This window comes from Pedobacter sp. HDW13 (genome assembly GCF_011303555.1).
Lineage (GTDB): Bacteria > Bacteroidota > Bacteroidia > Sphingobacteriales > Sphingobacteriaceae > Pedobacter.
Genome location: NZ_CP049868.1, coordinates 4,938,897 through 4,962,472, shown reverse-complemented (window position 1 = coordinate 4,962,472; position 23,576 = coordinate 4,938,897). Strand labels below are relative to the sequence as shown.

18 protein-coding genes are annotated in these 23,576 nt (G+C 39.3%); 4 read left to right on the top strand and 14 right to left on the bottom strand.

Going from position 1 to position 23,576, the window contains the following annotated elements; all coding sequences use genetic code 11:
- Positions 1–364: 364 nt before the first annotated feature.
- The 4 genes from G7074_RS20840 to proS all read right to left on the bottom strand — a co-directional run bounded on the left by G7074_RS20840 (position 365) and on the right by proS (position 4,953).
- Positions 365–979: a Crp/Fnr family transcriptional regulator gene (locus G7074_RS20840; RefSeq protein ID WP_124559225.1), complete on the bottom strand. Its 615-nt coding sequence runs from the start codon at positions 977–979 to the stop codon at positions 365–367.
- A 113-nt stretch (positions 980–1,092) separates the two neighbouring features.
- Positions 1,093–1,944: a TIGR02757 family protein gene (locus G7074_RS20835; RefSeq protein ID WP_166211095.1), complete on the bottom strand. Its 852-nt coding sequence runs from the start codon at positions 1,942–1,944 to the stop codon at positions 1,093–1,095.
- A gap of 180 nt (positions 1,945–2,124) precedes the next feature.
- The gene (locus G7074_RS20830; RefSeq protein ID WP_124559227.1) at positions 2,125–3,264 is read right to left on the bottom strand and encodes a cystathionine gamma-synthase; all 1,140 of its coding nucleotides are present in this window, start codon (positions 3,262–3,264) and stop codon (positions 2,125–2,127) included.
- A gap of 216 nt (positions 3,265–3,480) precedes the next feature.
- Positions 3,481–4,953 carry a proline--tRNA ligase gene (gene proS, locus G7074_RS20825; RefSeq protein ID WP_124559228.1) on the bottom strand — a complete coding sequence of 491 codons (1,473 nt, stop codon included), beginning with the start codon at positions 4,951–4,953 and terminating at the stop codon, positions 3,481–3,483.
- 191 nt (positions 4,954–5,144) lie between these two features.
- Here proS and G7074_RS20820 point away from each other — a divergent pair, with 191 nt between their 5' ends.
- Positions 5,145–6,167, top strand: a complete 1,023-nt coding sequence (locus tag G7074_RS20820; RefSeq protein WP_166211092.1) for a hypothetical protein — start codon at positions 5,145–5,147, stop codon at positions 6,165–6,167.
- Positions 6,168–6,186: 19 nt separating this feature from the next.
- On the top strand, positions 6,187–7,716 hold the full coding sequence (locus G7074_RS20815) for an OmpP1/FadL family transporter (RefSeq protein ID WP_124559230.1): 1,530 nt from the start codon (positions 6,187–6,189) through the stop codon (positions 7,714–7,716).
- Between the two features lie 127 nt (positions 7,717–7,843).
- Here the strand turns inward: G7074_RS20815 and G7074_RS20810 are convergent, their stop codons facing one another.
- From G7074_RS20810 to G7074_RS20780, 7 genes are all read right to left on the bottom strand, one after another.
- Positions 7,844–9,241 (bottom strand): SusD/RagB family nutrient-binding outer membrane lipoprotein, encoded by a 1,398-nt coding sequence (locus G7074_RS20810; RefSeq protein ID WP_166211089.1) that lies wholly within the window; start codon positions 9,239–9,241, stop codon positions 7,844–7,846.
- A 24-nt stretch (positions 9,242–9,265) separates the two neighbouring features.
- Positions 9,266–11,404 (bottom strand): TonB-dependent receptor domain-containing protein, encoded by a 2,139-nt coding sequence (locus G7074_RS20805; protein ID WP_166211086.1) that lies wholly within the window; start codon positions 11,402–11,404, stop codon positions 9,266–9,268.
- The gene (locus tag G7074_RS20800) at positions 11,380–12,273 is read right to left on the bottom strand and encodes a TonB-dependent receptor plug domain-containing protein (protein ID WP_166211083.1); all 894 of its coding nucleotides are present in this window, start codon (positions 12,271–12,273) and stop codon (positions 11,380–11,382) included. The genes G7074_RS20805 and G7074_RS20800 overlap by 25 nt, the downstream gene beginning before the upstream one ends.
- Positions 12,274–12,518: 245 nt before the next feature.
- A complete protein-coding gene (locus G7074_RS20795) occupies positions 12,519–14,951 on the bottom strand; it encodes a hypothetical protein (RefSeq protein WP_166211080.1) in 2,433 nt (810 codons plus the stop codon).
- A gap of 96 nt (positions 14,952–15,047) precedes the next feature.
- The gene (locus G7074_RS20790; RefSeq protein WP_199748301.1) at positions 15,048–15,443 is read right to left on the bottom strand and encodes a response regulator transcription factor; all 396 of its coding nucleotides are present in this window, start codon (positions 15,441–15,443) and stop codon (positions 15,048–15,050) included.
- 176 nt (positions 15,444–15,619) lie between these two features.
- Entirely contained in the window at positions 15,620–17,461 is a 1,842-nt protein-coding gene (locus tag G7074_RS20785) for a UbiD family decarboxylase (protein WP_166211077.1), read from the bottom strand.
- Positions 17,462–17,586: 125 nt separating this feature from the next.
- Complete coding sequence (locus tag G7074_RS20780) at positions 17,587–18,066, bottom strand: Dps family protein (RefSeq protein WP_166211074.1); 480 nt, start codon at positions 18,064–18,066, stop codon at positions 17,587–17,589.
- A 285-nt stretch (positions 18,067–18,351) separates the two neighbouring features.
- Here G7074_RS20780 and G7074_RS20775 point away from each other — a divergent pair, with 285 nt between their 5' ends.
- Positions 18,352–19,872: a LysM peptidoglycan-binding domain-containing protein gene (locus tag G7074_RS20775; protein ID WP_124559237.1), complete on the top strand. Its 1,521-nt coding sequence runs from the start codon at positions 18,352–18,354 to the stop codon at positions 19,870–19,872.
- Positions 19,869–20,516 carry a uridine kinase gene (locus G7074_RS20770; RefSeq protein WP_124559238.1) on the top strand — a complete coding sequence of 216 codons (648 nt, stop codon included), beginning with the start codon at positions 19,869–19,871 and terminating at the stop codon, positions 20,514–20,516. The genes G7074_RS20775 and G7074_RS20770 overlap by 4 nt, the downstream gene beginning before the upstream one ends.
- 140 nt (positions 20,517–20,656) lie before the next feature.
- Here the strand turns inward: G7074_RS20770 and G7074_RS20765 are convergent, their stop codons facing one another.
- The 3 genes from G7074_RS20765 to G7074_RS20755 all read right to left on the bottom strand — a co-directional run bounded on the left by G7074_RS20765 (position 20,657) and on the right by G7074_RS20755 (position 23,500).
- Positions 20,657–21,316: a CoA transferase subunit B gene (locus G7074_RS20765; RefSeq protein ID WP_124559239.1), complete on the bottom strand. Its 660-nt coding sequence runs from the start codon at positions 21,314–21,316 to the stop codon at positions 20,657–20,659.
- 92 nt (positions 21,317–21,408) lie between these two features.
- On the bottom strand, positions 21,409–22,113 hold the full coding sequence (locus tag G7074_RS20760; RefSeq protein WP_124559240.1) for a CoA transferase subunit A: 705 nt from the start codon (positions 22,111–22,113) through the stop codon (positions 21,409–21,411).
- A 295-nt stretch (positions 22,114–22,408) separates the two neighbouring features.
- Entirely contained in the window at positions 22,409–23,500 is a 1,092-nt protein-coding gene (locus tag G7074_RS20755; RefSeq protein ID WP_124559241.1) for a sorbosone dehydrogenase family protein, read from the bottom strand.
- Positions 23,501–23,576: the final 76 nt, after the last annotated feature.

The window sequence follows — 23,576 nt, the reverse complement described above, 5'->3', positions numbered from 1 at the left end:
ATGTTAGCCGAATCAGTTTGTCATCACTGAAAACAAAACAATCTTGAAGGGATAGATACTATTTAAAATCTTGTTTTTGGAGATTGAGAAGCAAAAATTAATCAAACATAATCAATCAAAAACTGTCTTTTGAATACTACAAAGTAAACAAAAAAAGATAATATGATTTTGTATATCTAGTCATGAGGGTGTTTAAAAAGATGTTTTTTTGACAATAATCAACAACTATGTTCTAACATGTATTATTTATAATACAATTTTAGAGCAAAAAAGAAATATTTTAATAATAAAAAACGGAATAAAGGTTTGTTATAATCCTCTATTCCGTTAGTTGTAAAAACCAGGAAGCAATAATAAAACTGATTTAGATTTTAGCCCGTATCCGGCTCAATGTTTCCAGCCTGATCGCCAGAAATGAAGCAATGTGTTTTAAAGAAACCCGGTTTATAAGATCAGGAAATGAAACCAAAAATCGTTTATATCTTTTTTCAGCTGAAGAGATTCTGCAGAGATAGGCGCGCTCTTCCGCGGAGCGGTAATATTGCTCCATCATTTTTCGCCCAACAATATTGGCCTCAGTAAAATTTTCATACAAGTATTCTGATAATACATGTGGGATGGCAATTAAGTCTACGTCTTCCAATGCCTGCAAATACTCTTCCGAATCGCCTTCTACCCATAAATTACGTATGGTTCCCACCACTTCATTTTCTTTCGCAATCCAGGTGGTAATTTCTGTATTTCCATCCTTAATAAATCCCCTTACTACCCCTTTTACAATCAAAAAGAGAAATTTATTGCGGTCAACCGGCGAAACCAGGTATTTATTCTTCTTATAGCTAATCGGAAAGGTATGCTGGTTAATGCGTTTTTCAATTTCATCGTTGAGTGGATGAAACTTTTTAAAAATGGAGATTAAAGGCGAAAAATTGTTGTACTTCTTCCACCTGTCCTCATCAGATAAGTTAACTGCGATCATAGAAATTGCTGTTGGAATAGACAGTATCTACACTAAAAAGTAGAAACACTACGTAATAATAGGAAGATTGATTCTAAAAAAGAAGGTTTTTTTTGAATTTTCTCACTTTAACATCAAAATACCTTTTCTACGCCAAGGCCAAACAAAGCAAAGTCGTATTTAACCGGATCTAAGGGATCGAACTCCTTTAAGTGATTGGTTAATTCTACCGCCGTTAACCAATCGGTTTGCTTGCGGTTAATTAGTCCAAGAAGGCGTCCCACCCGGTCTACGTGCACATCGCAAGGGCAAACCAGATCTTTAGGTTTTAATGTATCCCAGAGCCCAAAATCAACGCCTTTATCATCAGCCCTTACCATCCACCTTAAAAACATGTTTAAACGCTTACAGGTTGATTTTTGCTTTGGCGAAGAAATATGCTTTTTCGTGCGATATGGAAAATCATCCAACGAAAAGAAGTACTGCCTGAAATAATTAAGGCATTGTTCTATAGAAATCTGCAGCTGACCTGTTAAACAAACCCCAGATGTATTAAATGGTTCGCTTCCTGCACTAGATACTTCCAGATATGCATCAAGAAAAACATCTTGCTTTGGCACAAAGGCTTGCTCCAAACTATCAAAATGGTTGTAGTGCATTTTAAAAAACGAAATAAAATAAAGCAGGTCAGTATCGTTAAAAGTGCGGTGTTTAAAGTTCAGTAAGCGTTTTAGATCCCCATCGTTATGATGTAGCACAAAATCGTAAGGCGCATTATCCATCCGGTTAAGCAACTCCCTACATTTATTAATAATGGTTTTACGCTGCCCCCAGGCGAGTACTGCAGCAAAGAAACCCGCAATTTCGATATCCTGTTTTTTTTCAAACAAATGTGGAATACAAACCGGATCATTCACAATAAAATTAGGCCGGTTGTATTGTTCTACTTTATGATCGAGAAAATTTTTTAGTTCGAGGAATTGCATGTTATTAAATTAGTACAGGTGAGCGTGGCGTTCAAGAATAATTGGGAATGACAGACTTTATTTATACCGCCTTCAAACCCGCAGGTTATTATGCAAGTTGATGTACGTTTAGATAAGTCCTCTTCAAAACCGTCATTTCGAGCGGAGCGCAGCGAAGTCGAGATGACGGAATTCTATTTTTTAAGCCAACGCACGTTCCAGATCTTCCAAAAGATCGTCGATATCTTCTACCCCAACGCTTAAACGCAACAGATTATCGGTTACCCCTACTTTCTCACGCTCTTCTCTCGGTATCGAACCATGCGTCATCGTAGCCGGATGGTTAATCAGCGATTCTACTCCACCGAGCGACTCAGCCAGTGTAAATACTTTAAAATTTGATGAAATCCTAAAAGTTTCCTGTAAATCGGCACCTTTCAAGGTAATTGAAATCATGCCGCCAAAACCCCGCATTTGCTTTTTGGCCACATCATGGTTCGGATGGTCTTCAAAGCCCGGCCAGTAGATCTTATCCACCTTTGGATGCGTTTTTAAATAACGCGCTATACGCTCGCCATTTTCGCAATGCGCCTTCATCCTTAAATGAAGTGTTTTAATCCCCCTTAAAACCAGAAAAGCATCCTGAGGTCCGGGGGTTGCTCCACAGGCATTGTATATAAACCAAAGGTCTTTGTACAATGCTTCGTTATTGGTTACCAAAGCACCCATTACCACATCAGAGTGGCCGCCAATGTATTTGGTTACCGAGTGCATTACAATATCAGCGCCCAAATCAATCGGGTTTTGTAAATATGGCGATGCAAAGGTATTATCAACAGTAAGAATTAAATTTTTCTCTTTGGTAATTTTAGCTACCCCTTCAATATCGATAATCTGCATGGTTGGGTTGGTAGGTGTTTCTATCCAAACCAGCTTAGTTTTATCGTTAATGTAAGGCAATATGTTTTCAGGCTTAGAAAGATCCAGAAAATGGAACTTAATGCCATACTTCGTATAAATTTTAGTAAAAATACGGTAAGATCCTCCATACAAATCGTTTCCGGTAATCACCTCATCACCTGGCTGCAATAATTTTAATACTGCATCGGTAGCACCCATCCCACTCGAAAAAGCCAGACCATATTTAGCATTTTCTAAAGCAGCCAAACAATCTTCTAAAGCCTTACGCGTAGGATTTGTGCCTCTCGAATATTCGTACCCCTTATTATCACCGGGCGATTTTTGCCAATAGGTTGACGTTTGATAAATCGGTGTCATTACTGCACCTGTAGTTGGATCAGGCTCCTGACCCGCGTGTATAGCTTTAGTTGCGAATTTCATTTTTTCTAATAACTAGGATGATTAACAAGTATCGAAATAAGATTTGAAAACATCTGTTTCCGCGATACTATTTTACATTAAAATTTAAAATCGTTAGCAAGGATAATGAGATTCCCAACTAACGATTAATTTAAACTATTGCAAAAAACAAAACAAGACTAATTCTGGCCATTGGCAGGGAGACCCACGGCTCCAAACTCACGACTCAGAACTATTCTAATATGCTCTTGCAAACAACACTCTTTGTATGGATGGTTTGCCCGAATAAATACAAACACCATCTTCCAGTTTATTATCTAAAGGAATACAACGGATAGTTGCTTTTGTTTCTTCTTTAATTTTTTGCTCCGTTTCTGGTGTTCCATCCCAGTGCGCCGAAATAAAACCTGCTTTGGTATCTAACAACTGCTGAAACTCTTCGTAAGAATTGGCTTCTGTAATGTGCTCATCGCGGTAAGCCAAAGCTTTGTTAAACATACTTTGCTGTATGTCTTCCAATAATTTAGCAATGTAAATATCAAGGCCTTCCTGAGGTACGGTTTGTTTTACTTTAGTATCTCTGCGGGCAATTTCTACCGTTTTATTCTCTAAATCGCGACCACCAATAGCAATACGAACAGGTACACCTTTTAATTCGTAATCGGCAAATTTAAAGCCCGGACGTTGCGTATCCCTATCATCATATTTTACTGAAATGCCCATACCTTTTAAACGCATGCTTAACTCATTTACGTATGCCGAGATTTTAGCAAGGTCTTCATCACTTTTATAAATCGGAACAATTACTACCTGGATTGGTGCAAGTTTTGGTGGGATAATTAAACCTGAATCGTCACTATGCGCCATAATTAAAGCGCCCATTAAACGGGTAGATACACCCCATGAAGTTGCCCATACGTGATCTAATTTACCATCTTTACCTGTAAATTTAACATCAAAGGCTTTTGCAAAGTTCTGTCCTAAAAAGTGCGATGTACCTGCCTGAAGTGCCTTACCATCCTGCATTAATGCTTCAATGCAATAAGTATCCAAAGCTCCTGCAAAACGCTCATTTGGCGATTTACGTCCTCTGATTACCGGAACAGCCAGCCAGTTTTCGGCAAAATCGGCATAAACGTGTAACATACGTTCCGTTTCTTCAATCGCTTCTTCAGCTGTAGCGTGTGCCGTGTGACCTTCCTGCCATAAAAACTCTGCAGTACGTAAAAACAAACGCGTACGCATTTCCCATCTTACCACATTAGCCCATTGGTTAATTAAAATAGGCAAATCGCGGTACGACTGGATCCAGCCTTTGTAGGTATTCCAGATAATGGTTTCTGAAGTTGGGCGTACAATCAGCTCTTCTTCCAGTTTAGCCGTTTCATCCACTACGATGTTTCCATTTCCGTCATTTTTTAAACGGTAGTGCGTTACAACCGCACATTCTGTCGCAAATCCTTCAACATGAGAAGCTTCCTTCGAGAAAAATGACTTTGGAATGAATAATGGAAAATAAGCATTCTGGTGACCAGTATCCTTAAACATTTTATCCAGTATTGCCTGCATTTTTTCCCATATGGCATAGCCATTGGGCTTAATAACCATGCATCCGCGCACAGCTGAGTGCTCGGCAAGGTCTGCTTTCAATACAATATCATTATACCATTGAGAATAATCGGCTTCCCGGCTTGTAATTTCTTTGCTCATCTTATGTATTTGGAACGTAATTTGTGTGTTAAAAACTGTAAAATTAGATGGCAAATTTATAAATTTATGCCTACAAAAGTTTAACAAAATATTATCATTTATTTAATTGTTGTTTTATGCGACTAATTAAATAGTTATATTTGAATATATTCATTACATCCCATGCACACACACAACTAAATATAAACACAATGAAACCAATTAAATTATTACCCATTGTAATGATTGCTGCCGCAGGGCTGGTGGCATCATGCTCTACATCAAAATTGGCTCAGAACAAGTCGAATGATGATGTTTATAATTCTGTGGCGAAGGCCAGAGAGGTAGAAATTGTTCAGGTTCAACCCCAACAACAGGCGCGTAACCAGGGACAATATGACAACCAGGAATATGACGAATATTATGGCACCAGTAATCCTTATTATGATATGGATTACTCATCAAGGATAAACCGTTTTCATAATGGTTACAGCTTTCAGGGCTATTATGACCCCTATTTCGATAATTACTACTATGGCAGTAGCTATGGCCCATCAAACTACCTGGGTATTGGCTTAGGTTGGAGTAATGGTTACGGTTTAAGTGGCTGGGGCGGCGGATACTACGGCGGTGGCTGGGGTTACGGCAGCATCTGGAACAACCCATTCTACTATGGTAATTTCGGCTATGGCTGGAACAACCCATGGGGCTGGAACTCGTGGGGACCTAACTCCTACTACGACCGTTACGGTTGGGGCGGCGGCGGATACTACGGCGGTGGCTGGGGTGGCGGCTATTATGGTGGTGGCGGCGTTTATTCGAATAGAGGAAATTATAGAGCAAGACCAGGAAGTGATGACCGCGGTGTACCAAGGTATGGAGGCAGCGCTGGAAACAGTGGCAGACCTGGCAGATCGGGCATAGCTAATCAAAATGGTGGTATTTCTTACGCACCTAATAATAATGCTGGCAGACCGGTTAGAAATCAGGCAAATGGAGGATATACCCAAAACCAGGGCGCACAAAGTGGCAGACCAACAAGAAACGACAACTATTCACCTCAACAAGGAACTCAAAGCAGCAGACCGACAAGGAATGAGAGCTACAGTCCTCCTGCAAGAACAGAAAGCAGACCTAGTTATTCTCCACCACCATCAAGTGGCGGCGGTGGCGGTTCAACTGGCGGCGGCGGTGGTGGCGGCGGTTCACGCCCATCAAGAGCAGGAAGAGGTTAATCAATTTTAAACACACAAGATGAAAAAATATATTTTAGCTTCACTAGTAGCTACAGTAGCTACTATGGGAACGGCTTACGCCCAAAGTTATGCGCCAGATGCTTATCGGTTCTCTCAAACCAATTACGGTTCTTCTGCCAGGTTTAAAGGTATGGGAGGTGCACAAATTGGTGTAGGTGGAGATATTGGTTCTATCAATGCCAACCCTGCGGGCTTAGGCTTGTTTACCAAATCAGAATTTAGCATTACACCAGAATTTAATAGCGTTTCCAATCAAAGTGCTTTCTTAGGCAATAACATCAAAGCAAATAAAAACCAGATTAACCTGAATAATCTGGGAGTAGTTTTTTACAGCCCTGCTGCCAGAATGAAAGGTAGCGATGTAAGCAAAGGCTTAGTTAGCAGTGTTTTTGGTTTAAGTTACACCAGAAATAATGATTTCTTAAATAACATCAGTTATAACGGAACCAATACAAACAGCTCAATAAGAGATGCATATGTTGACCAGGCTAACAGTTCAGGGATAAATAATACTGTTGCAGGTGATGCATACAGTAGCTATTTAATCAATAAAAATACACCAACTTTTCCAAATCAATACTCTGCAGAGCCTTATAACAATGCTAATTTTAAGCAAAACTGGGATGAGGCACGTTTAGGGTCTACCTCAGAATTTAATGTTGCAGGAGCACTTAATTTTGGCAACAAGGTTTACATTGGAGCCACGGCTAGTTTCGTGAATGTAAAGTACACCAGCGATGCTACCTTTACTGAATCAGGTATCGTTAATACATTTGATGATAGCTTGACGCCACCTCAATATACTGGTAATGAAAATTATTCACTTACCCATTTCAGAAATCAAGAAACAAAAGGTGGGGGTTTTAACCTAAAACTGGGAATGATTTTCAGACCGGTTAATGAACTGAGGATCGGATTAAATTTCCAAACACCAACATGGATGAACCTGGAAGATAATACTTCTGAAACTTTACAAGCGAAACTGGCTGGAAACGCAACAAATTCACCTTCAAACTCAAACAACCCAAGTAGATATTACACCTTCAGTTACAATTTACGCACTCCACTTAAGGCATCTGCTGGTTTAAGTTATGTTATAGCTGGTACTGCATTACTATCTGCTGATGTTGATTATGTTGATTATTCATCGATGCGTTTTTCTGCTGATAATAATTCAGATATCTCAACCATTAACAGCTCGAACGATTTTATCAAAAATTCTTACAAGGAAACTGTTAACTATCGTTTTGGCGCTGAAGTGAAAGTAACCAATGAAATTAGTTTAAGAGGTGGTTACGGTGTAAATGGAAGCGGTATTAAAGGCGGAGACAACAAATTCTATCAAGGTCAGTATTATACAGGGGGAATTGGCTATAGAGTAGACAATTACTATTTTGATTTAGCTTATCAGAATTATAAAAACAATTTCAGCTCAAGTCCTTACGAATTGAATGATTACTCAGAACCAGTAGCGGATGTTAAAAGTAACAGAAACAATGTATTCTTAACATTTGGCGTAAGATTTTAATAAAAACAGATTATTAAATAATAAAAAGCGTCGGTTTTCAATTTGAGAACTGACGCTTTCTTTTTTACAACAAAAAAAGGATACCCAATCCTGGGTACCCTCATCACTATTTACTAACCGTATTTATTTAATTCATATCCCACCACAACCTGTCGGTAATTTTAGCCTTTTGTTGTGGCTGTGGGTTTGCTGTAATTTCGGTATTTGGGTAAAGTACCCTTCTTGGTATTTCGGAAAGTGCATTCTTCACTTTGGTTAAAGCCGGAAATCCGGTACGGCGCCAGTCTGTATAATTTTCGGCATTAAGAAAATTCGCAACCGACTTTTCTTCAATAATTAAACGGAGTGCATTTGTACTGCTAAGTGTCCCCCGCGAAGCAATGTAGCTATTCATATCAGCTGTGTTCACGCCTACTTTAATCATGTGCTGCCTGATACCATCCTGATAAAAAGGTTGTGCACCTGCAAAACCCGACAATACAAGTGTAGCTTCAGCCTTTATGAATAATGCCTCTGTATAATTTACCAGGTAGTTATTGGCATTGGCACCTGCATAAAAATCAGCAGGAATTGAGTAAGCCTCTAAACTTCCAATCTCATCTAATCCAATCTGCCGGCCCATAAATAAACCGGTTTGCTTGGCGGGTTTAACCATTTTGCTTAATCTTGGATCGTTCCGTGTTGTAAAAGCATCAACAAAAGTATTAGCAAGCACAAATGTAGTGCCCGGTAAAAAATTCTGCTGCCATGGATTTTCTGACCCCGCTGCACCGCTGAAAGCAATTTTGGCATCATCATCATTGCTTTGCATACCATTAGTTAGTGCAGTTAAAGCCAGCTGTGCCTGCGCAGAAGCTGTATTTCCGGGCGCTTTACTCAGGTGCAGGTAATAACGTGCTTTTAAAGTATAAGCTAGTTTTCTCCATCTTGCCATATCCCCTGCGTAAACATAATCGTCGTTTCCGGGCTTAAGGCCGGCATTTTTCGCAATATCGGCTATTCCGTCATCCAGTAAAGCTTGAATCTGAACATAAATCTGCTGCTGACTATCGTATGCCGGGGTTGGCTGCCCTACACCTAAAAAAGCCTGACTGTAAGGAAGATCACCCCAGGCATCTGTTGCGTAACCCAAGGTATAGGCTGTAAGAATTTTAGCAATAGCCCCATAATTAGAATTGCCATTGGCAGCAGCTTTAATTTTTAATAAATTAAGGTTGTTCAATGTTCTTACATACACATTATTCCAGTCGCCATCCATATCGATGTTATACATCAGGTAAGTACCAAAATTTGGTGCCACCTGGTTAAGTGCCATTACCTGCAAATATTGCTGCAGCACCACACTTAAATTTCCATCGCCCGATGCATTGATATTTTGCGAAATCAGCATTTGTATAGGCGGTAACATCAGCGATTCTTTAACATCAATCGGTCTGTTTGGATCTTCATTTACCTCCAGGTATTTTTTGCATCCGGCTAATGCTACCATCAGTGCAAAGCCTAAAATAAAATATATCTTTTTCATGTTATTTCTTTCTAATTGTTAGGGCTATAAGGTAAGTTTCAAACTAAAATCAAGAGATCTTGATGTAGGCGTTGAGAACGAATAAATCCCTTGCGAACCATTTGATGAGCCAAACGAACTTACTTCCGGATCGCCACCGGTAAAGTGTGGTGCATAAATCCAAAGGTTCCGGCCGGTTACCTGAAATCCGATAGTTTTGAAAGGTGTTTTTTGCAACCAAGTTGGTTTAACATTATAACCGAGACTTACATTTCGCAATTTCACATAGGTTCCATCCTGGATTACCGATTCAAGAACGCTGTTGGCACGCTGATAATAAGCTTGTCCTAAAACTGAAACTGTATTGGGCAAGCCAGTCGTTGCATTAACGCCCTCAACTACACGTGGTCCACGATCTTCGGTAACTTTAGGTGTACCATAGAAATAACCATAACCATCTACGTTATTCTGAATATCGCCGCCCTTTTTCATATCAAAAGAGAAACTAAGCGTAAACTGTTTATACCTGAAATTATTAACAATACCGCCCATCCAATCTGGATTAATATCCCCGATAATGCCTTGCTCGTCGGCTGCAAAAGGAAGGCCTCCGTTATCAGTAAGCAATTGACCTGCTGCATTTCTGGCATATCGTGTACCATAAATTACGCCGTAAGGCTGGTTAACAAAAATAAAAGTGAAACCATTACCAACCTGTTTCAGGTCTTTATATATAGAAAGTACTTTGTTTCTGATTCTGCTATAGTTAATTGTTAAATCCCAGCTAAAATCCTGGGTCGAAATTGGTTTAGCATTTAACAACACCTCAATACCCCGGTTGCGCATGGCTGCAGAATTTACACTTGTTGCGTTAAAACCTGTAGATGGTGCCAAAGCCACCGATGGGATGATGCCATTTTTTGTCCGCTTATCGAAATAGGTAAGCTCAATGCCTAAACGGTTTTTAAAAAACCCAGTTTCTAATCCAACTTCAAACTCGTTAATACGCTCATTTTTCAGGTTCGGATCGCTAAGTACTTGGCTGATTAAGAAACCTGATTGCCCCTGATAAGGAAAGGTAGTATTTCTAATTGTTTGCGATTCGTAGGGCGTAAGTAAGCTATATGGACCAATACTTGCATTACCCACAGTACTGTAAGAAAGCCTTAACTTTCCAAAATTCATCACCTCAGAAAGGCCTTTTGAGAAGAAATTAGAGAAAATAAAACTTGTTGCCGCCGAGCCATAAGGATAAAACCTATTATCTTTAGCCAATACCGAAGTACCATCGTATCTGCCGGTTAAAGACAGGATAATGAATTTTTTATAATCGATATTTGATTGCAGATAAAAGCCCATTTTCCGGGTAAGGTAACTGGTTTCTGTAAACTTAACCGTCGAAGCCGAGCCGATATTATTAAAGCCCGGAATCGTAATCCCCAAACCATTGGCATAGCCGTTTTGCGAATAAGTAGAAATGAGGTTGTTACCCAATAAGGCTTCGACATTAAAATCGCCAAAACTTTTATTGGCATTCAATATCAAATCATTATTATACTGCCTGAAATTGGTATTGTTATTTACAATTCTTCCGTTAGGATTAGAAACTGACAGTAAAGACTCGGTGTATTTGCCTTGTTCTACATAAACATCGGCACCAAAACGTTCGGTAATCGTTAACCAGCTTAAGGGTTTATAATCGGCTGTAAACGTGGGCAGGAAACGGTTAACAACTGATGTATTACTGATATTATCTAGCACCCAATAAGGATTATTACGCGAAAAACGGTATAAACGCTGGCTCCCATCTGGGTTTACCGAAGGTTGCAGATTGTAAGAAACCGGGGCAGAAAAAATGGTCCACACCGGACTTTCCAAAGCATAACCTTCAGGCAGTCTGCGGTTTTTGGTATTGGCATAATTTAAGGAGAAAGTAACATTCAGGTCTTTTACAATTTGTGTAGTAAATTTCCCGAAAACAGTGTTCCTGTCGAAAGAAGAAGTTGGTACTGTTCCGTCCTGTGCAAAATTGGTATAAGATAGAAAATAAGAGTTGTAAGCCCCGCCCCCATTTATGGCTACTGTGTTGGTATATGTTTTTCCGGTTTTAAAGAATAAATCAGACTGATCATATACCTGCGCAGGCTGGCCGTTAATTTTTAAGGTATCCATTCTTGCCCCCACGAAGTACTTGTTTTTTGATTTACGCCATCAAAATACACCCCATTAGAACCAAGTGAATATTTATTCTGGATCTCCGGCAACAATGGTTTCTCCATTGAAAAAGAAGAAGAAAAACTAATTGAAGGCTTTTTATTCAAACTGCCGGCTTTAGTGGTGATAATAATCACGCCTTTCGCACCATCTGATCCATATAAAGCTGTTGCTGCACCACCTTTTAACACGTTAATGCTTTCGATAATATTAGGGTCAAGATCGGCAATACGATTGGTGCCTGGCCCCGTGTTGAGGTTACCAGTTTCATCGTTGTTAACCGGAATACCATCAATTACCATCAAAGCCTCGTTGTTACCATAAAGAGAGTTGGCCCCCCTGATTACGATACGCGATGAACTTCCGGGAGTACCCGATGAACTGGTAATCTGAACGCCTGAAACTTTACCTGCCAATGCATTTACGAGGTTAGGCTCTTTCGTCTGGGTAATCTGATCGCCTTTTACCTCTTGCGAGCTGTAGGTTAAATTTCGCTTATCGCGTTTCACACCCAATGCAGTCACCACAATTTCGTTCAGGTTTTGCTGATCTTCGCTTAACATAATGGTTATGTTGCTTTGCCCGCTATAGGCAAATTCTTTTGTTGCGTAGCCAATTCCACTAAAAACCAATGTGGCAGGGTTTGCACTTTTAATAGAAAATATCCCCTTCGCATCGGAAGAGGCTCCAATTGTGGTTCCTTTAATTTTTACCGAAATACCTGGGATTGGTTGCCCCAAAGCGTCGGTAATTTTGCCGCTAATGAGCGACGTTTGACCATAAATCTGCATGAAACAGAGCATGGTCAAAGTGAACAAGGTAATCTTTAATTTGGTCATTGCATTCGATTTAGTTAGTAGTCAGACCAAAATTAGTCTTCTCAAAAACCAAATTGAACGATGATTTTAACTCGTATCAACCATAAATTAACACAAATGTTACAATCGTCACAAATACGTTAATAAATTAAGATTTTGCTTAACCGATCAGTTAAAATTTTGAATCGAAGAGTCTGTGCTGAAGTAATTGTTGAATATTTAGATTTCTGCCGTAGGGAGACACCAACAGCTAGTATAAATCTCTCTTATTTACTATTTACTGTTACGGTAATTTCTTTTTCACCATAAACCACTCCCTTATCTGTTACCCCCTGAACTATAATTTTAAACTTGCCGGTAATATCGCCAGTATTAAAACTTAGCGGGGTTTCGCCATTTACCAGTACCTGGTAGTTCCAGTAAACCGTAGCGAAATTGATGGGCTCGTTCTTGTTCAGTACATCCGAAATGTAAAACTCTTTAGGCAGGTTAATTCCTTTTAATATAACCAGATTAGGTTTGGATTCTTCATCAGTACAGCCCTGATAAACAACCAAACCACCTGTTCCGCCAACTTTATAGGATTTGCCTTTAACAGGCTCATGGCTATCAAAATCTCCAAAATGGTTTGGGCAGTTTAAAATATTGTATCTGCAAACATAATCGCCACACCTGTTATGTCCTTTCCTACTAAAACTGGTACTATTATCTTTAGTATTGTTAATTACCACCTCTTTCAGCTTAATTCCGGCAGTTGAGGTAATACTTTGTGCATACTCATCTGCTACCCCAGTTTTACTTACTGGTTGTACAAAGTCCTGCTGTCCCAGATAAGTTTTAATTGTCTTTTGTGGTTCGTTAATCTTAAGTTCGTAATTTTCGTGCTTAGCGGTAGCCATGCTTAGCCATACATTTGGCTTTACTTCTTTGGTAAGCAGGTTAGCAAACGGAACGCTGAACTTTCCGCTACTGTCAGTGCTTAAAAAGTTCAAGTTGGTGCCTGCAATGGTGGTTAAGCTCATCGGTGCATCCAGGGGCTTTTTTTTCTTCAATATGCTCCCTTCGTATTCCAGGCTGGAAAGTAGTTTAGTTGTTTCGGATTTAACCAATTCAGCCTCCGGCCACTTATACCTCCGCCAGCCTTTTACCAAAAGCACATCATTTAAATAGTTTTTATTGCCATATTTTAGCCCAAAGCTATTATTTGGAAAATCTGGAAGATTATCATTTAAATAAAAACTATCCACAATGGTAGTATTATTGCCTAACAGCAATCTGTTTGCCTGCACGCAGGCTATCGAAATCAGTCCGGTTACCGGCTTATTATCTTTATCTGTTATGTTCAGTTTTAATTCTACTCGTTCCCGTGTACTGTATTCATTTTTATCGGGTTCAACCGATACCGTGTTAATCTGATCATAATGCGCAAAGAAGATCCTTTCGGCCAGTGGTTTGTAATTACTATCTAAAACAGTTATGGTGTGCAAACCAACCGGCACCGAATCTAAATTAAATTTGATGCTTTGCATTTTACCTACTGCTAAAGCTAAAGTAGTCTGCAGAAAAATATCTGAAAAATTATGCACCAACACATGCACCTTAGTATTGAAATTAGTTTCAAGCTGTGTTTTAAACTCGTTGTTGCCAATGGCCGATGCAGTGCTTAAAGCCACACCTTTATTTAACGCAAGCGGCAAATCGTAAATTGTACCTTGTTGGCCATCTGCAAGAAGTTTTACAGTATAGCGCTTTAATGGTTTAGGCATCATAAAGAAAGTACCTATTCCCATCGAGCTTGTCGCAATGGTATCAGTTGCGGCATCATCCTCATACAATATGCCACGGGCCTTTATGCCTGCCCCTGTTCCATCTTTTATTTCAAACCCCACTTTAGTTAATAAATCAGTAATCAGGTAGCCCCCCTCTGGATAAAACCTTACATCGTATTTTGGCTTATTCCTTACCGGAAGTTCAAATTTAACGTAGCGGGTATGGCTTCCCTTTTTAATGCTAATGGCTAACAGGTTGTTTGCCGCTGTAATTTTATCGGCAGGATAATCGATCATTAATTCGCCAATTACACTGCTTTTGGCTACTGCCGATTTTAAAACCTGCTTACCTCGCCCAATCTGATATTTGATTTGAGCATCTTCTACAAAGCGGTTTTCGCTGGTTAAAATTTTCAATAAAACAGTACCGTTGCCCGTATGTTCATCATAAGTTTTAAAAACAGATACCTGGTCAACCAAAGAATTTAATGTCGTAGATTTAATTGTAACGGGCTGAATAAATTCGGCGTCGGGTTTGCCATTTAAAGTGATGTTGGTGTTCACGACAAAGCGATAAGCCCCGCCCGGCAAAGAATCAGGAAGATTCAGTGCACCATAGCAAAAGCCCTTATCTATTAAGAAATTTCCCTGATATACCACACTACTATCTCTGTTGTTAACCAGTGATAAGTAAAGGGTATGGTATTGTTTCATATCAGTTACCGCTTTAAGCAAATAACCTGTAAACCAAACCTGATCGTTATTGGTGTACACGTTCTTATCAAAATGTACAAAGAGGTTAGAACGAGCGGTACTTAAACCATAATTGTTCAGGTTTGTTGCCACACTATCGAGTTTATGGTCTTGCGCCTTTGCCATTACACAAAGTAGCACCAATAAAAAAGTAATTAAACGGGATGTTGAAAGCATAACATATGTATGCTTAAAAATCAGCTTTTTATTTTAATTATTCAAAAAATTATAAATCCTGAAATGAGCATCGGCTTTATTTAGGGTATATAGTTTTTAAATTTTAACAATTCCATTCTTTATGGCATAAAGGGCCAAACCCGTTCGGCTCTTTAATTGTAATTTCTCACACAAAGCGTTCCTGTAACCATCAATAGTACGTGGACTTACAAACATTTCGGCGGCAATTTCATTGTATGTTTTTTCGGTGCAGGTATATTTAAGAAATTCCATTTCCCGTTCGGTGAGTTTCACAAAGCTTGAAATATCGGAATTAGCCGATAACGAATTTAACGACTGCATTACTTTTCGTGTAACCAGATCATTATAAAAATACCCTTTACTAATCACCTCATCAAAAGCACGTTTCAACTCTTCGGGCTCAGCATCTTTTAACACATAACCCCGTGCCCCATTGGTAATCATTTTGATGATAGCTGTTTCTGCATCCATGGTGCTTAGAGCAAGCACATAAAGCATGAAGAAAACTATCGCACTGGTAAAGGATAAAACTCAAGCCTTTTCTCTAATACAGTTGGGCTATTCGCTAAATCTTACACAGGTATTGAAGTAATAAAGGTATTCCGACAGATGAAATTCTGTGAATTCCGTGCTTCCGTGGCAAAAACTTATTGGCTGACCGCCCCATAAAGCGCGCCACCCACTTTCGCCATTTCATCAATCTTAGCCTCTACCGCTGCATCCTTAATTAACTCGGGTGCGTGGTGAGGCTTTTTCCGTGCATCGATAATAAGCGAGCCTTTACAGCCCCAGTGTTTATTTTCGGTAAAATCGTTAATGCCATAAATATCAGCAGCAGGGTTACTCCTTGTAAAGGCCACCCAAACCAGGTTATCGATGTTTGCCGCCGTAAATGCTGCATCATCTGCCAATACAATTAAGGGCAAACCTGCTAAATCCTGGTCAATTAAAGCCATATTTAGCAGTGCAATTTCAGCTGCTGTTTTTGCGGCATTTAAATAGGCATTGGCTTGCATTACAACTACTCCAGGCATAGCAATTTGAGGCTTCAAAAAGCCATCGGCTAGTTGCAATCCATCCGGAATGCTATCCCAAAGTTCGCGTTTTACGTTTCCTGCAGCAGCAATCACCACTTTCGAACCACTGTTTAAACCATCGCCGCTGTAATCGAGTGTATCGATGGTGGTATTGGTATAAAAATGAATATCACGGGTAAAATCTATGCGTGCTAAAATATGGCTTAAAAAACCGTCGATATGGTGTGTACTTAATTGTTCATCGTCTTCTCTTGCTGCAATAAATACGTATTTAGCCAAACTCAGCTGGTTTTTACCCAGAATATGGTTGGCAATGGTTAAAATTTCCTGTGGACGACGTTCTTTTAAATAAGGGGTATAACGCTCGCTGCCAATGGCAAACAATAGCGGGTGCACACCTGCAGCATCTAAAGCATGTACTTCTTTTAAACCATGTATTTCCTGAGGTATAGCCGAACCTGTTATCTCGTGTATCAGCGCACCAAAACTGGTATCTTCCTGTGGCGGCCGACCAACAACCGTAAACGACCAGATGGCATCTTTTTTATGGTACACGTTATGTACTTTCATTAAGGGAAATGGATGCGTTAAGCTGTAGTAGCCCAAATGATCGCCAAAAGGTCCTTCCGGCTTATTTTCATTCGGATAAACTTTGCCGGTAATCACAAAATCAGCGTCGGCAGAGATACAGAAACCTTCATCATCATAAAAGTAACGGAAGCGCCTGTCGCCCAGTGCACCTGCAAAAGTCATTTCTGATAAACCCTCAGGCAATGGCATAACAGCAGCAAGCGGGTGCGATGGTGGACCGCCTACAAAAATGCTTACTTTTAAGGGCTGTCCTAAAGCATTGGCTTTTGATTGGTGTACACCAATCCCTCTGTGGATCTGGTAATGCAAACCAATTTCCTTATCCTGTATGTAATCATTACCAGCCAGCTGAATCCGGTACATACCCAAATTGGCATTTAGTACTCCGGGCTTATCTATATCTTCTGTATACACCTGTGGCATGGTAACAAAAGGACCACCATCCATTGGCCAGTTTACAATTTGTGGTAACTTGCTGATACTCGTTTTTAAGAATTTACTTTTAGCAGATGGTGTTTTAAGTGGTAGTGCCGATAATGCCGACATGGCAGAACCTGCATACTTAAAAGGATTTTTTAAAGCTTTGATTGGGTCGTTACGTAACGAAACCAATTGCTGTACTTTAGGTAAAGTATCCCTGAAAATAAATTTAGACCTTTCGAGTGTCCCGAATAAATTAGAAACTGCCGGGAAAGGACTTCCTTTTACTTTTTCGAAAAGAATAGCCGGTCCCTGATTTTCATAAACCCGTAAATGGATGGCTGCCATTTCTAAATAAGGATCTACTTCTTCTTTAATTCTGATTAAATGACCATGCTTTTCAAGATCGGATACACACGCTGCTAAACTTTTATATGCCATGGCCAAAGATAAATATTTAAGCATCTATTAAAACAAAAAAGCCCGTAGATAAACAGATTTTACATATTTCTATTTATCTACGAACTTAAAATCACTGTCCTTGAATGAACCAGTGACCAATAAGCTTATTTTTTCCCAGCGAAAGACCTTAGCATCCAGGTATTTTTCTCTTTAAACTGCATAAATTTGTTCACCATATCATTGGTTCCATCATCACCAGCCTTATCAGAAGCTTCCATTACTTCGCGCTCAATTTCAATCAGTGTAGCCATATCGGCTAAAATAGCCTCTACCATGTCTAAATCTTTCATGCCAATAGTATTAACTTCTTTTATCTGAGATTCTTTAATATAATCGGCAAAACGGCTATGCGGCGGTTTTCCCAAGGTTAGTACCCGCTCGGCTATTTCATCGATAGTAAGCTGCGCATTGGTATATAATTCTTCAAACTTAATGTGAAGGGTAAAAAAGTTTTGCCCCTTAATGTTCCAGTGGCAGCCCCTTAATTTTTGATAGTGAATATGGTAATTGGCCAGGTAATCGTTCAAAAGATCTACTACAGGCTTTACTTCTTTTTCATTTAAGCTTATTTCTTTTGCGTCCATTTTTGTTTTGTTTTATAGTATACTTTAATGCCTAATTAACAAGCCAATCGGACAAAAGTTTTGGGCAATAATTGCTTTTGAACAATACCTGATTTATAAGTTCGTTTTATATTCGACATTCTTTAAATTAACGATTTCACAAACATTTGTTAATGAACAGGATATACTTATTAGAATAGTATAGTCATCTTATTTTTACTTAAAAACGAGCAGTAGAACTGAAGATGGTTAACAATATTATTCGTATAATTGCTCCCTTTGACTTAGAAATTTATATAAAAATAAATGCATAAAATATATTTATCTGCTGTAGTGTTATTGGCTTTAAATGTGGCGAAGGCCAAAGCCAGTACAGCAAGAGATTCTATCGGTGTAGAAAACAATAAAGGCAAAAAACTCATCGTTCACCAAACTGTAGCCAAAGACACTTATTATTCTATCGGGCGAAGATATAACGTAGCACCAAAAGACATTATGGCTTTTAACGATAATAAATACCTGCAAGTTGGGGTAATTATTAAGGTGCCTACTAACATTCCTTTCACGGGTACAGGATCTGCAAGCAATGCACAAGAGACCCAAACCGGTAATGTAATCGAGCATACCATTAAGCCTAAAGAAAATCTGAATATGCTGGCTGAAAAATACGGCACAACAATTAACGAAATTAAAGCGTTAAACAACCTAACGGGCAGCAATTTAAGCATTGGTCAGGTGATCAAAATACCGGCAAAAAATGCATCACAAACAGTAGAACCAGCTCAACCAGTAAAAAACAACACCCAAAATCCGGTAGTAAATAACCAGCCGGCAGATAGTGGAACGATGATTGAGCACGAGGTAAAACCTAAAGAATTTTTGGGTAAAATTGCCGAAAAATATGGCACTACCATAGAAGAAGTAAAAAAAGCCAATAACCTATCCGGCAATAACCTTCGTGTTGGACAGAAACTTAAAATACCGGCTACCAAAAACATCGACAAAAATAAAGTAGTTGCTGCAGCTGAAGAAAAACCAGTTCAGGAAAATAAATCAGCAGATGCTGCCGGCACTCATACCGTATTAAGAAACGAGACCATTTTTACCATAGCCAAGCAATATGGTGTAACTGCTTACCAGATCAGAAAGCTGAACGATTTACCCGATAATGCCATCGCTATTGGGCAGGTTTTAAAAGTACCGGGAGGCATTATTGCCGATGTACAGGTACCTAAAGAAAAACAGGCCGAAAACACCAGAACTAAAGAAAAAGAAGTGCAGGCTGCTAAGGAAGAAAGTTTTATCCATACGGTAGCTACAGGCGAAAATATCTTTTCTATTGCAAAAAAATACAATTTAACAGCTTATCAGATCAGAACAGCAAATAAATTGGATGATAATAACATTAAGGTAGATCAGAAACTGATTATCCCTAAACCACCGCAACCTAAATCAGTAAATGATGCGTCGAAAGAAGATCAGCAAAATGAGCCAGACAGTACGATGGTAAAAGATCCTAAACTACGCCGCGACCCAAGTGTTTATGGCTTAAGCCAGATTGAAGAAAAAGGTACTGCCGTTTGGATTGCCGACCAGGACCTTGATGGCACAAAAATGCTGGTTTTACACCGTACAGCACCTGTTGGAAGGGTAATTAAGATTACTAACCCCATGACCAACCGTACCACCTTTGCAAAAGTTGTTGGTAAATTTACAGAGAACGAATCCACAAAAGATGTTATCATTGTAATGACTAAAGCTGTAGCCGATTCTTTAGGCGCTTTAGACAAACGTTTTTTCTGCAATTTAACCTATAGCGCTCAATGAGTTTAAACAAAAAACCATTTATAATTGGTATTGCCGGTGGTAGCGGATCTGGCAAAACATTTTTTTTAAATTGTTTTCTTCACCATTTTAAACAGGATGAAGTAACACTTGTATCACAGGATGATTATTACATTCCGGCAGGTGAAATGACCCAGGAAGAAAATAAGTTGTACAACTTCGATCTGCCCTCAACCATTGATAGTGAACAGTTTTTAAGAGACATTAAACAGCTTATTAACGGCGAAGTGGTTTATAAAAAGGAATACAACTTTAATAACCCAGTGGCTGTTGTAAAAATCCTTGAAATTAAATCGGCGCCTATTATTATTGTTGAAGGCTTATTTATTCTTCACTTTAAAGAAATTGCAGCACTGTTAGATCATACTATTTTTGTTGATGCCGATGAGGAAATTGCTTTAGACCGCCGCATAAAACGCGATGGACTGGAACGTGGCTATCCGGAAGACGATGTGCTTTACAAATGGCATAACCATGTGGTACCGGCTTATAAAGAATATCTGCTACCCTACCGCAATCAATGCCATAAGATAGTAATGAACAACACAAATGAGCCAGATGAAATTATTGCCATAACCGAGGCCATTTCGAACGATTTGAGAAATACTGTTTTAGAGGATAAATAAATACGGGAGAAGTCAAGTTTTATAGCGCAATGCCGTTTAAACTTGACTTCTCTTTTAAGTAAAAATTTAGTTATACTGAGCGGAGTCGAACCCTATTTCTAAACAGCCATGGTTTGTGTCTTCACGAACTGTATTTCTCCCTAATCCAACCGTATCTCTGGGATCTCTCCTTCTACAACCAATCTACCAGCGGTACTTTGCTGTATAAATTCAATGCTTACGCCGGGCGCACGTTCTAACAGTTTAAAACCACCTTCGGGCAAAATATCGAGCACTGCAAGCTCGGTTACAATTTTCTTAATACATTTAACGCCTGTTAATGGCAAAGTACATTTCGGCAATAATTTACTTTCGCCGGCTTTGTTAATGTGCTGCATGGCCACAATAATGTTCTTAGCCGAAGCTACAAGATCCATTGCGCCTCCCATACCTTTTACCATTTTTCCAGGGATTTTCCAGTTGGCAATATCACCATTCTCTGATACTTCCATTGCTCCTAAAATGGTCAGGTCAACCTTTTGTGCACGGATCATTCCAAAGCTCATGGCTGAGTCGAAAATAGATGAACCCGGCAAAGTGGTAATGGTTTGTTTACCCGCATTAATTAAATCGGCATCCTCCTCCCCTTCAAACGGAAAAGGGCCCATGCCCAGCAAACCATTTTCCGATTGCAGTACCACGTTTATTCCTTTCGGGATATAATTGGCTACCAACGTTGGAATACCAATCCCAAGGTTTACATAGTAGCCGTCTTTTATTTCTTTAGCAATGCGTTGTGCTATTTCTTCTTTTGAAAACATAAAGTTGTAAATAAATGAATCTTGAATGGTAGAATTGATTAAATGATTGATTGAATAAATGAATGTTCTAATCTGTTATTCGACTACTGGCTTCATACACCAGATTTTCTAACCGTTCTCTGTTCAATTCGCTTCTCGTAATCTTTTCCCTGAAAAATGCGATGTACATAAATACCTGGCGTATGGATATAATCGGGATCCAACTCACCCGCTTCTACCAATTCTTCTACTTCGGCAATGGTAACTTTACCCGCCATGGCCATTACCGGATTAAAGTTTCTGCTGGTAGAACGGAACATCAAATTTCCCGCAGTATCGCCTTTCCAGGCTTTTACAATAGCAAAATCGGCATCAAAGGCATATTCCATCAAGTAATCTTTGCCGTTAAAATTGCGGATTTCCTTACCCTCTGCAACTTCGGTACCCACACCAGCAGGTGTAAAAATAGCTGGCATTCCATAGCCCGCCGCCAGGCAACGGGTAGCTAAAGTACCCTGCGGGATAAGATCAACCTCCAGTTCACCACTCAACAACTGCCTTTCAAATTCTGCGTTTTCGCCTACATAAGAAGAAATCATTTTTTTAACCTGACGTTGTTTCAACATCAATCCAATACCAAAATCATCAACCCCGGCATTGTTCGAAATACAAGTTAGTTGCTTCACCTGCTTCTTTACCAAAGCATTTATACAATTTTCAGGAATGCCACAAAGCCCGAAACCACCAAGCATAATGGTTGCGCCGTCAGATATATCACGGATGGCTTCTTCGGCCCCAGATACCACTTTATTTATCATTTTACGAATTATTGGTTAGTTCGGCTAAATTACAAATTGCCATCAAAATAGCGACAATATAATTTTTAAATCGGCTAAGTAAATTTATTGATTGGAATTAATCTAAATAACCATTACCTTTGTGCTGCAATGATTTACGAGAGAGAAGAAAATATATTTATACTGCCCACCGATCCTGAATTTCAAAAAGGGATGGGCTTTATATTCAGCTGTACTGCCGAGCACAAAAAATGCTGCGAAAAGTTTAAAAAAGGGAAACGCTGCAAAAAATGTCCTGGTAGAAAAAAATAAACTACTACTTCGCTATTTCCACAATTTTATCGTCAGTTCCGTTACTGGTACAGATGTAAACCTTTCCTTCCGGAGATTGGCAAACAGCTCTTACTCTACCATAAGTATTCACATAAAAATCTTTTGTACCTGTAATTTTAGTCTGTGCTGCATCTAAGTGTAACTGCATTAGTTTCGTTCCTTTTAACACAGCCAGTAGTAAAGAATTTTTAAACTGCGGAATGTAATCCGAATTATAATAAGCTAAACCACTTGGTGCAATGGTTGGTGTCCAATTAATTAGTGGCTCTGCAACATTATTGCTTGAGCAGAAAGATTGTTCGCCAGTCTCGTTACAAAAGCCTTTAATGTTTGGCCAGCCGTAATTCCGTCCTTTTTCAATAATATTAATTTCATCATCAGAATCGGGTCCATGCTCTGAAGAAAATATTTTATTGCCTACCTGAACCAATCCCTGCGCATTGCGATGCCCTATCGACCATACCGGATTGTTAGGATAAGGGTTATCAGCAGGGATAGAACCATCTAAATTAATTCTCAAAATTTTCCCGGCCAAAGAGTTTATGTTCTGAGGAGTCGACTGGTCTGAGGCATCGCCAGTGCTAATGAACAATTTATCCCCACTAATCAGCAACCTCGAACCATTGTGTATAGATGCTGCCGGAATCTGATCGATAAGGATAAGCGGACTGGTTAAGCTACTTCCAGAATAGGTGTACCTTACAACTTTAGCTTTATAGGAACTTCCATAACCATAAACTACATAAACGTAGGGATTAGATACAAAATTGGGATGTAAGGTCATACCCAACAAGCCTCCTTCGCCATTGGTACGTACTTCGTTTATGGTTAGAAGTAAACTAACCTGACCGGTCGATGGATTTAACCGGCTTATTTTACCTACCTTTTCGGTAAACCAGATATAATTGTCTGGCCCGTAAACCATTTCCCATGGCAAACTTAAACCCGAAGCCACAACTTTTGCCTTTAAATCTACATCAGGCAAATCGCCAGGTTCTTCATTGTTGTCGTCACCATTCTTTTTGCATGTTGTGGACAGCAGAACCACAAAAAGGCAGATCAAGATTCTTTTCATCACCGTAACGTTTTAAAAATAACAACGTTACGGTGATAAAGTTTTGTTTATCGCATTACGTCATTTCGAGCGAAGT

What these genes read in the sequence shown, in the direction of transcription:
- G7074_RS20810 (WP_166211089.1), bottom strand. Translation starts at nt 9,241, where the DNA reads ATGAAAAAGATATATTTTATTTTAGGCTTTGCACTGATGGTAGCATTA.
- G7074_RS20835 (WP_166211095.1), bottom strand. Translation starts at nt 1,944, where the DNA reads ATGCAATTCCTCGAACTAAAAAATTTTCTCGATCATAAAGTAGAACAA.
- G7074_RS20755 (WP_124559241.1), bottom strand. Translation starts at nt 23,500, where the DNA reads ATGAAAAGAATCTTGATCTGCCTTTTTGTGGTTCTGCTGTCCACAACA.
- G7074_RS20795 (WP_166211080.1), bottom strand. Translation starts at nt 14,951, where the DNA reads ATGCTTTCAACATCCCGTTTAATTACTTTTTTATTGGTGCTACTTTGT.
- G7074_RS20830 (WP_124559227.1), bottom strand. Translation starts at nt 3,264, where the DNA reads ATGAAATTCGCAACTAAAGCTATACACGCGGGTCAGGAGCCTGATCCA.
- G7074_RS20815 (WP_124559230.1), top strand. Translation starts at nt 6,187, where the DNA reads ATGAAAAAATATATTTTAGCTTCACTAGTAGCTACAGTAGCTACTATG.
- G7074_RS20775 (WP_124559237.1), top strand. Translation starts at nt 18,352, where the DNA reads ATGCATAAAATATATTTATCTGCTGTAGTGTTATTGGCTTTAAATGTG.
- G7074_RS20800 (WP_166211083.1), bottom strand. Translation starts at nt 12,273, where the DNA reads ATGACCAAATTAAAGATTACCTTGTTCACTTTGACCATGCTCTGTTTC.
- G7074_RS20765 (WP_124559239.1), bottom strand. Translation starts at nt 21,316, where the DNA reads ATGTTTTCAAAAGAAGAAATAGCACAACGCATTGCTAAAGAAATAAAA.
- proS (WP_124559228.1), bottom strand. Translation starts at nt 4,953, where the DNA reads ATGAGCAAAGAAATTACAAGCCGGGAAGCCGATTATTCTCAATGGTAT.
- G7074_RS20840 (WP_124559225.1), bottom strand. Translation starts at nt 979, where the DNA reads ATGATCGCAGTTAACTTATCTGATGAGGACAGGTGGAAGAAGTACAAC.
- G7074_RS20770 (WP_124559238.1), top strand. Translation starts at nt 19,869, where the DNA reads ATGAGTTTAAACAAAAAACCATTTATAATTGGTATTGCCGGTGGTAGC.
- G7074_RS20820 (WP_166211092.1), top strand. Translation starts at nt 5,145, where the DNA reads ATGAAACCAATTAAATTATTACCCATTGTAATGATTGCTGCCGCAGGG.
- G7074_RS20780 (WP_166211074.1), bottom strand. Translation starts at nt 18,066, where the DNA reads ATGGACGCAAAAGAAATAAGCTTAAATGAAAAAGAAGTAAAGCCTGTA.
- G7074_RS20790 (WP_199748301.1), bottom strand. Translation starts at nt 15,443, where the DNA reads ATGGATGCAGAAACAGCTATCATCAAAATGATTACCAATGGGGCACGG.
- G7074_RS20785 (WP_166211077.1), bottom strand. Translation starts at nt 17,461, where the DNA reads ATGGCATATAAAAGTTTAGCAGCGTGTGTATCCGATCTTGAAAAGCAT.
- G7074_RS20760 (WP_124559240.1), bottom strand. Translation starts at nt 22,113, where the DNA reads ATGATAAATAAAGTGGTATCTGGGGCCGAAGAAGCCATCCGTGATATA.